The sequence below is a fragment of the Sulfitobacter indolifex genome (assembly GCF_022788655.1).
GTDB classification, from domain to species: domain Bacteria; phylum Pseudomonadota; class Alphaproteobacteria; order Rhodobacterales; family Rhodobacteraceae; genus Sulfitobacter; species Sulfitobacter indolifex.
Genome location: NZ_CP084951.1, coordinates 1,506,328 through 1,517,881 on the forward strand (window position 1 = coordinate 1,506,328; position 11,554 = coordinate 1,517,881).

Genomic DNA, 11,554 nt, shown 5'->3' on the forward strand with positions numbered 1-11,554 from the left:
CGGCGCAAAAATGGTCGCCCCTTTGCCCGGCGCGCTTAACAAAGCGCCGGGCAGGGGGGGGGCGACTTTACAAAAAATGACTGGGGGGTAGCAGGGCCGCATGTCGGGACTAAAAATCGAAAATCTGTCGATGCGGTTTGACCTGCCCAATGGCAGTCATATCCAAGCACTCGAGAATGTATCGCTTGACCTTGCCGAGGGCGAATTGATGTCGGTGCTGGGCCCATCGGGCTGCGGCAAGACGACCTTGCTTAACATTGTGGCGGGGTTCTTGGCGCCGACCTCTGGCAGGATGATCCTGAACGGTCACGACGTTATCGGGCCAGATGCAGAGCGCGGCATGGTCTTTCAGCAAGGCGCGCTGTTTGAGTGGATGTCGGTGCGCGAAAACGTGAGTTTTGGTCCGCGTATGAAGGGGCAGAGCGAAAAGCAATATGGCGCTGAGGTTGACCATCTGCTGAATGTTGTTGGGCTTCGAGACTTTAAGGAAAAGGCGATTTACGAGCTCTCCGGCGGGATGCAGCAACGTGTCGCGCTTGCGCGCTGCTTGGCGAATGATCCTGATGTGATCTTGATGGATGAACCTTTGGGCGCGCTTGATGCGCTGACCCGCGAAAAGATGCAGAGCCTTGTGCTCAAACTTTGGAAAGAGACGGGCAAGACCATCATTCTCATCACCCACTCGGTCGAGGAAGCACTGCTGCTGGGCGAGCGCCTGCTGGTCATGGCCCCGCGTCCGGGGCGCATCCACCGCGAATACCGCCTCCCGTTCGCCGACCTTGGCGTTGGTCACGACCTTCGAGAGGTTAAGAAACATCCTGAATTTGCCGAAAGGCGCGAGGAGATTCTTGGAATGATTTGGGACATGGAAGAAGAAATCATGGGCCGGACAGAGGACGCATAATGATTATCTTACTGATTTACATCGTTATCTTTGTAGTCTCATTCTTTCTGGTACGCCTTGCCGTCGATCAAACGGCGAACGGCTTTGTCGCGCGCAAGACAGTTACCTTTGGCGATGAAAGTGCGGTGACCTCAAACCGTTTTGCCAGCGTGATTTCAATTCTGACGATCTTTCTGATTTGGGGCGCCTTCACCGGGTCCTCGCTGTTGCCAAGCTTTCTGCACGCGCCCGGCCCCTTTGAGGGGGTCGCGCAGATGACCTACACGGCCGAAGCAGATGACGGCAGTCGCGATGATGCGACGATCTCTGTTCTGGTGCATCCTGTCGGCGAAGACGCCAAAGCGCCGCAGGTCGATCCGGGTGAGGGTTGGGCCAAGAATGATGCATTTACCATAGGTGCTTGGCGCTCGGGTCTTTTGCGCGTTGATAAGAACGATGAGAAAGACCGCGCCGATGGTCACCGGGTGGTGGCGGTGAACGGTCAAGAGATTGTTCCCGGTGGAGAGGTGCTGACCGAATTTGGCCGTGTTGGCATGTCCCCCAAGGGCACGCTGAATTTTGAACCGGCAAAGGGCTGGCAGATGGAGCCGATCTGGTTGCCGCCGCCAGAAGCCGTTGTCGCACGACTGGGTGAGATTTCCAGCCAAGGTTACCGTGACAGCACCCTGTGGGAACATCTGGGCTATTCATTGTTCCGTGTTGTCGTGGGCTTTGCACTTGGCGCGTTGGTGGGCATTCCGCTGGGCTATGCCATGGGTCTGTCCGGGTGGTTTCGCGGTTGGTTCGATCCGATTGTTGAATTCATGCGCCCGGTCCCACCTCTGGCACTGATTCCGCTGGTGATCATCTGGGCGGGGATTGGGGAGGTTGGCAAAATTATCCTGCTGTTCCTTGCGGCCCTTTGGATCATGGCCATCGCTGCCCGCTCTGGCGTGTCGGGCGTGAATATTTCCAAGGTGCATGCGGCCTATTCGCTGGGGGCATCTAAGGCGCAGATCATGCGTCATGTGATTGTGCCAAACTCCTTGCCCGAAATCTTTACGGGTGCGCGTGTGGCAATGGGGGTCTGTTGGGGGACCGTGGTTGCCGCTGAATTGGTCGCGGCAGAGAAGGGCGCGGGCATGATGATCATGGTCGCCTCGAAATTCCAGCTCACCGATATCGTGCTGATGGGTATCATTCTTATCGGTGTCATCGGTTTTGGCATCGATATGCTGATGCGCAAGGCCGAGCGGGTTCTGGTGCCTTGGAAAGGGCGGTCTTAACGCCGCCCACCGCGCCGCTCCGCGCTAAGTAAATGTCTTGCCAACAGTCGAATCCCACGCCACAGTGAAAAAATGGAGTATATTTTCACATGACCCACGAGAGTTCGCGTATCTCTGACGCCGTGACGCCGCGGTCACTTGGCGCGGATTTGCGCGCAATTCGCAAGGGGCGCAAATTAACCCTAACTGACATGGCCGAGGCGTTAGATCGCTCTGTCGGCTGGGTCAGCCAAGTCGAGCGCGATATCTCAACCCCCTCCATTGCCGATCTACGTCGGATCGCAGAGGTGTTGGGCGTGCCGATCTCTTTGCTATTTGGCGAAGCGACAGTGCCACCCGAAGAGCGCGGCTATGTCGTGCGCGCAGGTGCCAGACGGGCCATGGGAAGTGCTGCAGATGGTCTGACAGAAGAGTTGCTCTCGCCCGATCTGACCGACAGTTTTGAAGTGATATATTCTACTTTCGCCCCCTATGCGGGGTTGGAAGCGCCCATCAGGCGAGAAACACAGGAAGTAGGCTTCGTCATTTCGGGGCGGTTGAACCTGATGATCGGTGAGCGCAGCTTTAGTGTCGGCTCTGGCGATAGTTTCCGCATCAGGGGTGAGTATTATACGTGGGATAACCCTTTCGACACGCCCGCCGTAGTAGTTTGGGTCATTTCTCCGCCGGTTTACTGAACAAACACTGAAAATCCACGGCCAGGTTAATGGCGAACCGTGGGATGAGGAGCGGAACATGACGGATCTTCCAACAACTGCGCGGGTTGTGATCATCGGGGGCGGCGTTGTGGGGGTGTCGACCCTGTTTCACCTCGCCCGCGCGGGGTGGACCGATTGCGTGCTTCTCGAGAAGAACGAATTGACCGCGGGCTCTACCTGGCATGCGGCGGGCAATTGCCCTAACTTTTCAAACTCTTGGGCGGTGATGAACATGCAGCGCTACGGACTTGAGATGTACCGCGGCTTGGGCGACGCGGTGGGCTACCCGATCAACTATCATGTGACGGGCGCTTTGCGTTTGGCCCATAGCCGCACGCGCATGCAGGAGTTTGAACATGTCGCTTCCATGGCCCGCGCACAGGGGTTGGGGATGGAGATGTGCACCCCTGCTGAGTTGCAAGAGCATAACCCTTTCATAGAGTTGCATGACCTTGCAGGCGGCCTGTGGGATCCGCTGGACGGTGACATCGACCCCGCGCAATTGACCCAAGCCCTCGCCAAGGGCGCTCGGGAGGCAGGAGGGCAGATCCACCGGTTTACCGCCGCCACGGGGATTGATCGGGACGGCGATGAATGGATCGTAAAGACAGGGAAGGGCGATATTCGCTGCGAAAAGGTTGTCAACGCTGCGGGGTACTACGCGCAGCGGGTGGGCGAATGGTTCCGCCCGCATGGCGGCCGCCGGGTGCCCGCCGTGGTGATGAGCCATCAGTATTTCCTGACCGAAGAAATCCCAGAATTGGCCGCTTGGACCGCTGAGAAAGGTCACAAGATGCCGATGGTCCGCGATGTCGACAGCTCATACTACCTGCGGCAAGACAAAAACGGCCTGAACCTTGGCCCATATGAGCGTAATTGCAAAGCGCATTGGGTCACACCCGATGATCCCATGCCCGAGGACTTCAGCTTTCAGCTTTACCCCGATGATCTGGACCGTTTGGAGTGGTATATCGAAGATGCCATGGCGCGGATGCCGCTTTTGGGCAGCAGCGGTGTCGGTCGGGTCATCAACGGGCCGATCCCCTATGCGCCCGATGGCTTGCCAATGCTCGGCCCGATGCCCGGCGTGCCGAATGCGTTCGAGGCGCATAGCTTCACTTTTGGCATTGCGCAGGGTGGCGGCGCAGGCAAGGTCATGGCCGAATGGATCATGCATGGCGAGACGGAGTGGGACATGTGGGATGTCGACCCGCGCCGCTTTACCGCGCATGCCGGCCAAAGCTTCACTCTCGCCAAGGCGCTAGAGACCTATGGCCATGAATATGCGATGTATTTTCCGCATCATGCTTGGCCCGCCGGGCGCAACCGCAAGCTGTCCCCGCTGCATGACCGCTTGCTTAAATCCGGCGGGCAGATGGGTGCCTACAACGGGTGGGAGCGAGCGAATTGGTTTGCAGGGCCCGGCGACGACACATCAGAGCAAGCCACCCAGACATGGGACCGGGACGGCCCATGGGCGGTGCGGGTTCATGAAGAGGTCGAGGCGGTCCGCAATCATGTCGGCGTTTTGGACCTGCCGGGGTTCTCGCGGTTTGCCCTGTCGGGGGATGGGGCAGCGGATTGGCTGTTGGGACAGATCGCTGGCGCGCTGCCCAAAGTCGGGCGGATGACGCTGGGCTATTTTCCCGACAGTCGCGGGCGTGTGCTAAGTGAGATGTCGATCCTGCGGCACGCAGAAGAAGAATTTACGCTGATCACCGCCGCCCCGGCGCAATGGCATGACTATGAACTGCTGCGTAATGCACTTCCTTCGAGGGGCGTGATCACTTTGGCGGATCGGACTGACGCAGTCTCGACACTGATCCTCTGTGGGCCCAAATCTCGTGCAGTTTTGACGCAGTTGGCGCCGGACGCCGACCTGTCCCTGCCATGGCTCAGCCTTCAAGACGCTTCGGTTCAGGGCAAGCCTGCACTGCTCGCGCGGGTCTGTTTTGCGGGGGAATTGGGCTGGGAGATTCATGCAGCCCCGACGGACATGCCCGCGCTCTATGATGCGGTGATTGCCGCGGGGGCCAAGCCCTTTGGGATGTTCGCCCTTAATTCCATGCGCCTTGAGAAGGGATATCGGACGTGGAAGGGCGAACTTTCACAGGAGTACACCCTGCTGGAGGCGGGACTGGACCGATTTGTGAGGCTTGATAAGCCACAAGATTTTCCCGGTAAAGCGGCACTTATTGCAGAGCAGGCGGCGGGTCCAAAGCGTCGTTTCGTGACGCTGATCGTTGAGGGCAATGCGCAAGATGCGCCAGCGATGGCAACGCTGCGGCTGAAGGGAGAGGCCGTGGGCGAAGTGACCAGCGGCGGCTATGGCTACCGGGTCGATGGCTCCATCGCGTTAGGGATGGTGCAGGACCGGGCCGCCGCGCCGGGCACCGAACTTATGGTTGAGATTTTTGGCCAGAGTTACCACGCTGTGGTGCAGCCTGAGGCACCGCTTTGGGACAGCCAAAACGCGCGCATTCGGGCGCAGGAGGTCTAAGATGGTGCAATTGCCCCAAAAGGCCCGCGCGGTCATCATCGGCGGGGGCGTCATTGGTTGCTCGGTCGCTTACCACCTCACGAAGCTCGGCTGGACCGATGTCGTTCTGTTGGAACGCAAGCAGCTGACCTCAGGCACCACATGGCATGCGGCAGGATTGATAGCACAGCTTCGCGCGACGCAGAATATGACGCGTTTGGCAAAGTATTCCCAAGAACTCTACGGCGCGCTGGAGGCAGAGACCGGTGTCGCCACGGGGTTCAAACGCGTCGGTTCGATCACGGCGGCCCTGACTGAGGAACGCAAAGAAGAGATCCTGCGCCAAGCGGCCATGGCCCGGGCCTTTGGCGTAGAGGTTGAGGAAATCACCCCGCAAGAGGTGCGTGAGAAATACCCGCACGTCGAGACCCAAGGCATGACCGGTGCCGTCTATTTGCCCAAAGACGGGCAGGGCGATCCGGCCAATATCGCCCTAGCGCTGGCCAGAGGTGCGCGGGCGCGCGGGGCTATCGTAGCCGAGCGGGTGAAGGCCACTGGGGTCGCCCGTGAGAGGCGGCGCATTGCTACGGTAGATTGGGCCGGTGAAGACGGCAGCACGGGGCGGATAGAGACAGAGCACGTCATTAACTGCGCGGGCATGTGGGGGCGTGAGGTGGGCAGAATGCTGGGCAGCAATGTGCCACTGCAAGCCTGCGAGCATTTCTATATCGTCACCGAAGCCATACCCGGCCTGCGCGAACTGCCAGTGCTGCGGATCCCCGATGAATTTGCCTATTACAAAGAGGATGCGGGCAAAATCCTGCTCGGCGCTTTCGAACCTGTGGCCAAACCTTGGGCGCTGGAGGGTATTCCAGAGAGCTTTGAATTCGATCAACTGCCCGAGGATTTCGACCATTTCGAGCCGATCCTTGAGATGGCTGTCAAACGACTACCTTTGCTGGCTGACGCGGGGATACACACTTTCTTTAATGGTCCGGAAAGCTTTACCCCCGATGATGCCTATCACCTGGGCCAAACCCCTGAGATGGATAATGTCTGGGTCGCCGCTGGATTTAACTCTATCGGTATTCAATCGGCGGGCGGTGCGGGTATGGCGCTGGCGCAATGGATGGAGGACGGGGAGAAACCCTTTGACTTGGGTGATGTAGATATCGCGCGGATGCAGCCCTTTCAGGGCAACAAAACATATCTTGCCAAACGGGCGACCGAGACGCTGGGGCTGCTTTACGCCGATCACTTTCCCTATCGCCAGAAGGCCACCGCCCGGGGCATTCGGCGCAGCCCGATCCATGCGCATCTGCTGGAGCATGGTGCGGTGATGGGCGAATTTGCGGGCTGGGAGCGGGCCAATTGGTTCGCTGATGAGGGGCAGAAGCGGGAATACGACTATTCTTGGGGCCGCCAGAACTGGTTTGTAAATCAGGCCGCAGAACACGCTGCCATTCGAGAAGGCGTAGGGCTGTATGATATGTCGTCCTTCGGCAAGATCCGGGTCGAGGGGCCGGAGGCCGAAGCCTTCTTGAACCATGTCTGCGGCGCACAGATGGCGGTGCCAGTGGGAAAGATCGTCTATACGCAATTCCTCAACCCTCGCGGCGGGATTGAAGCGGATATCACCGTGACCCGGTTGAGTGAAACCGCCTATCTGGTCGTTACCCCCGCAGCGACGCGTCTGGCCGATGAAACGTGGCTGCGCCGCCATGCGGGCGAGCGTCGGGTGGTGATTACCGATGTAACCGCGGGCGAGGCGGTGCTGGCGGTTATGGGTCCAAACGCGCGGCGGCTGTTGCAGGCAATTTCGCCGAATGATTTCTCTAACGTGGTGCACCCCTTTGGTATGGCGCGCGAAATTGAGATTGGGATGGGTCTCGCTCGGGCGCACAGGGTTTCATACGTGGGCGAGCTTGGATGGGAAATCTACGTCAGCACCGAAATGGCGGCGCATGTGTTTGAGGTTTTGATGGAAGCAGGCGCGGCGTTCGGGCTGAAACTCTGCGGGCTGCACGCGATGGACAGTTGCCGGATTGAAAAGGGCTTTCGTCACTTTGGCCATGACATCACCTGCGAGGATCATGTGCTAGAGGCTGGGTTGGGCTTTGCTGTTAAGACCGATAAGCCTGATTTCATTGGTCGCGATGCGGTGCTGCGCAAAAAAGAGGAGGGGCTGAAACTGCGGATGCTGCAATTCCGCTTAAATGACCCTGAACCGTTGCTTTACCATGCCGAGCCGATCCTGCGCGATGGTCGTATCGCGGGCTATCTCAGCTCGGGCAACTATGGGCACCATCTGGGGGGGGCGATTGGCCTTGGCTATGTGCCCTGCGCCGGGCAAAGCGTGGCTGATCTACTCGGCTCGACGTATGAGATCGACATCGCGGGCCGCCGCGTCAGGGCCGAGGCGAGCGTGAAACCAATGTATGATCCCGGCGGGGTCCGCAGCAAAGTGTAGGGTCGACCACCTATTCTTAAGAAAAGCGCGCACCCAACCCGTTGATCCAGTCTCATTTGATTTAGATCAAAGCAGCACTTTGAGCCTCATGCGATCCGTCTCCCAAAGATGAAGGGATTCGAGATATGTTCGATACGCTCAAGTTGATCGTGCTTGCGCTCATTGTGTTATTGGCGGCACTGGGCGCGGATTGGGCGCGCGATCCGGCTTATATGGTCCATGCCCTACTGATCATGTTCGTGGCGGCGGGGTTGTTTTTCTGGCAGCTACGCCAAGTGCCGGTCGAGGACCGTCAGCCGGTGATTTCAACGCGGCCGGAGGGCTATATGGATGGCCCCATCCGCTATGGTGTTATCGCCACGGCGTTCTGGGGTGTCGTTGGGTTTCTCGTTGGCACCTTCATCGCCTTTCAACTCGCCTTTCCCGCGCTGAACATCGAATGGGCCCAGCCCTATGCCAATTTCGGCCGCCTGCGCCCGCTGCATACCAGCGCGGTGATTTTCGCCTTTGGCGGCAATGCGCTAATCGCCACGTCCTTCTACATTGTGCAGCGCACCTCTTCGGCGCGGCTTTGGGGCGGGAACGCGGCTTGGTTCGTCTTTTGGGGATACCAGCTGTTCATCGTTCTGGCCGCCACGGGCTATCTGCTGGGGGCCACGCAATCGAAAGAATATGCCGAGCCGGAATGGTACGTCGACATCTGGCTGACCATCGTTTGGCTGACCTACCTCGCCGTGTTCTTCGGCACGATCCTGAAGCGGCGTGAGCGGCATATCTATGTGGCGAACTGGTTTTTCTTGGCCTTCATCATCACCGTGGCGATGCTGCATGTGGTCAATAATCTGGCCATCCCCGTGTCGATCTGGGGTTCTAAATCGGTGCAGGTCTTTGCGGGCGTGCAGGATGCCATGACCCAGTGGTGGTACGGCCATAACGCCGTGGGGTTTTTCCTCACCGCCGGTTTTTTGGGGATGATGTATTACTTCGTGCCGAAACAAGCGGGCCGCCCAGTCTATAGCTACAAACTGTCGATCATTCACTTCTGGGCGCTGATCTTTCTCTATATCTGGGCCGGGCCGCACCATTTGCATTACACTGCGCTGCCCGATTGGGCCGCAACGCTGGGCATGGTGTTTTCGATCATCCTGTGGATGCCCAGCTGGGGCGGTATGATCAACGGTCTGATGACCCTTGAAGGCGCGTGGGACAAGATCCGCACCGATCCGATCATCCGCATGTTTGTGGCCTCACTCGCCTTCTACGGCATGTCGACCTTTGAGGGGCCGATGATGTCGATCCGGGCGGTGAACTCGCTGAGCCATTACACAGACTGGACCATTGGCCATGTGCATTCCGGTGCGCTTGGCTGGAACGGGCTGATTACCTTCGGCGCGCTCTACTTCCTGACACCCCGGCTCTGGGGGCGGGCGCAGATGCATTCGCTTGCGGCGATCAACCTGCACTTCTGGCTCGCGACTGTGGGCATCGTGCTCTACGCGGCGTCGATGTGGGTGTCGGGCATCATGGAAGGTCTGATGTGGCGCGAGGTCGATGCCAACGGCTTTTTGGTCAACAGCTTTGCCGACACCGTCGAAGCTAAATACTTGATGTATGTGGTCCGTGGTCTGGGCGGGGTTCTCTACCTCGCTGGCGGTGTCGTGATGGTCTGGAACATGTGGATGACCATCCGCGCCCCCGAAGCCCGCCCCATTACCGTCGCCCTGCCAGCGGAGTAAGATCAATGGCCAAGAACCCCCACAGCCCGAACTATGACCCAGCCGACGATCCCAAGGTCGTGACCGCACGCGAAGGGATGCAGACGGGCGAAATCCCGAACGAGCTGCCGCCTGAGACGCAAACGATCACCTTTCACCAGCGGTTTGAGCGTAACGCGACCTTGCTGCTCATCGCCTCGCTTGGTTTTGTCAGCATCGGCGGGATCGTCGAAATCGCGCCGCTCTTTTGGCTGGAGAACACCATCGAAAAGGTCGAAGGGATGCGCCCCTATTCACCGCTGGAACTGGCGGGGCGCGAAATCTATGTGCGCGAAGGGTGCTATGTCTGTCACAGCCAGATGATCCGCCCGATGCGCGACGAGACAGAGCGCTATGGCCATTACAGCCTTGCCGCTGAATCGATGTATGACCACCCGTTTCAATGGGGCTCCAAACGCACGGGCCCGGATTTGGCGCGGGTCGGGGGGCGTTATTCGGATGAGTGGCATGTCGATCACCTGATGGATCCGCAATCTGTCGTGCCGCAAAGCGTCATGCCGAAATATGCCTTCCTCATGGATGCCAAGCTGGAGGGGGATGATGTGACCGATTTGGTCGCGACGCACCGCATGGTCGGCGTGCCCTATAGCGATGAAATGATTGCCAGCGCCAGTGGGGATTTTCGCGCGCAGGTCGAACCCTTCGGTGATTACGACGGGCTGCTTGCACGCTACCCCGGCGCGCAGGTGCGCAACTTTGACGGCCAGCCCGGTGTCAGCGAGATGGACGCGCTGATCGCCTATTTGCAAATGCTCGGTACGCTGGTCGATTTCTCGACCTTCGTGCCCGACGCCAACCGCTAAGGAGCCTGCCATGGACACCTATTCTTTCCTGCGTGAACTGGCCGATAGCTGGGCGCTGCTGATCCTGACGCTGATCTTTCTGGGAGTCATCGGCTGGGCCTACCGTCCGGGGTCGCGCGCCCTGCATGACGACGCGGCAGATGTGCCTTTTCGGGACGAAGACCCCGAACAATCTCGCCCCGAACAATCCCGCAATGACCATGCCCGCCAAGACGGAGCTTGCAAATGACCGACAATCGCAAGATCGACCCCGAAACCGGGACCGAGACCACCGGGCACAGTTGGGATGGTATCGAAGAGCTTAACACCCCCTTGCCGCGCTGGTGGCTTTGGACCTTTTACGCGACGATCGTTTGGGGCGTGATATATACGATCCTGTACCCGGCATGGCCAATGGTTTCGGGCGCGACGGCGGGGCTGTTGGGCTATTCCACGCGCGCGGAGGTCGCCGCCGAGATCAAGCGCGTTGACCTGTCGAATGCTGATCTGACCGAGAGCCTCGTGAATGTCGATTTGGGCGTATTGAAGGACAATGAGGAGTTGCACCGCTTCGCCGTTCAGGCTGGTCGTTCAGTTTTCGCCGCTAACTGCTCGCAATGTCACGGCTCAGGGGCAGGGGGTGTGGTGGCTTCGGGCTATCCCAACCTCTTGGACGACGACTGGCTCTGGGGCGGCACGATGGAGGATATCGCCTATACCGTGCGCCACGGCATCCGGAATGAGGATGACAACGACGCGCATTTCTCAGAGATGCCGCCCTTCGACTGGATGGAAACCGCGGAACTGGACGCCACCGTTCATTTTGTGCGCAGCTTGTCGGGACTTGAATATGACGCGGCAGCGGCACTGGCAGGAGCGGAAGTTTTTGCCGATAATTGCAGCGCGTGCCACGGCGAGAAAGGTTTAGGCGACCGTGAGATCGGTGCCCCCAACCTTGCTGATGCGATCTGGCTGCGGGGCGGCAGCCATGACGCGATCCTACGCCAACTCAAAGCGCCGCGTATGGGGGTGATGCCGCCGTGGCAGGCGCGTTTAGGCGAAGCCGAAGTGCGCGCCGTGACCGCTTATGTCCACGGTTTGGGCGGCGGTGAGGCTGCTGTCGGTGACCCCGAAGATATGCCCGCAGACTGAGCCGGTTCAAAAGAGGATCCGCAGTTTGA

9 protein-coding genes are annotated in these 11,554 nt (G+C 59.1%); all 9 read left to right on the forward strand.

Features of this window, described 5'->3' with window-relative positions:
* The first annotated feature begins 100 nt into the window (after positions 1–100).
* The 9 genes from DSM14862_RS07325 to ccoP all read left to right on the forward strand — a co-directional run bounded on the left by DSM14862_RS07325 (position 101) and on the right by ccoP (position 11,525).
* On the forward strand, positions 101–904 hold the full coding sequence (locus DSM14862_RS07325; RefSeq protein WP_007119612.1) for an ATP-binding cassette domain-containing protein: 804 nt from the start codon (positions 101–103) through the stop codon (positions 902–904).
* Complete coding sequence (locus DSM14862_RS07330; RefSeq protein WP_007119613.1) at positions 904–2,169, forward strand: ABC transporter permease; 1,266 nt, start codon at positions 904–906, stop codon at positions 2,167–2,169. Before DSM14862_RS07325 ends, DSM14862_RS07330 begins: the two co-directional genes overlap by 1 nt.
* 89 nt (positions 2,170–2,258) lie before the next feature.
* On the forward strand, positions 2,259–2,846 hold the full coding sequence (locus DSM14862_RS07335; RefSeq protein WP_007119614.1) for a helix-turn-helix domain-containing protein: 588 nt from the start codon (positions 2,259–2,261) through the stop codon (positions 2,844–2,846).
* Positions 2,847–2,904: 58 nt separating this feature from the next.
* Positions 2,905–5,367, forward strand: a complete 2,463-nt coding sequence (locus DSM14862_RS07340) for a GcvT family protein (protein WP_007119615.1) — start codon at positions 2,905–2,907, stop codon at positions 5,365–5,367.
* A gap of 1 nt (position 5,368) precedes the next feature.
* On the forward strand, positions 5,369–7,816 hold the full coding sequence (locus tag DSM14862_RS07345; protein WP_007119616.1) for a GcvT family protein: 2,448 nt from the start codon (positions 5,369–5,371) through the stop codon (positions 7,814–7,816).
* A 125-nt stretch (positions 7,817–7,941) separates the two neighbouring features.
* A complete protein-coding gene (gene ccoN, locus DSM14862_RS07350; protein WP_007119617.1) occupies positions 7,942–9,552 on the forward strand; it encodes a cytochrome-c oxidase, cbb3-type subunit I in 1,611 nt (536 codons plus the stop codon).
* Positions 9,553–9,557: 5 nt separating this feature from the next.
* Entirely contained in the window at positions 9,558–10,394 is an 837-nt protein-coding gene (ccoO, locus tag DSM14862_RS07355; RefSeq protein WP_007119618.1) for a cytochrome-c oxidase, cbb3-type subunit II, read from the forward strand.
* 10 nt (positions 10,395–10,404) lie between these two features.
* Entirely contained in the window at positions 10,405–10,623 is a 219-nt protein-coding gene (locus DSM14862_RS07360) for a CcoQ/FixQ family Cbb3-type cytochrome c oxidase assembly chaperone (RefSeq protein ID WP_007119619.1), read from the forward strand.
* A complete protein-coding gene (gene ccoP, locus DSM14862_RS07365) occupies positions 10,620–11,525 on the forward strand; it encodes a cytochrome-c oxidase, cbb3-type subunit III (RefSeq protein ID WP_007119620.1) in 906 nt (301 codons plus the stop codon). The genes DSM14862_RS07360 and ccoP overlap by 4 nt, the downstream gene beginning before the upstream one ends.
* Positions 11,526–11,554 lie beyond the last annotated feature (29 nt).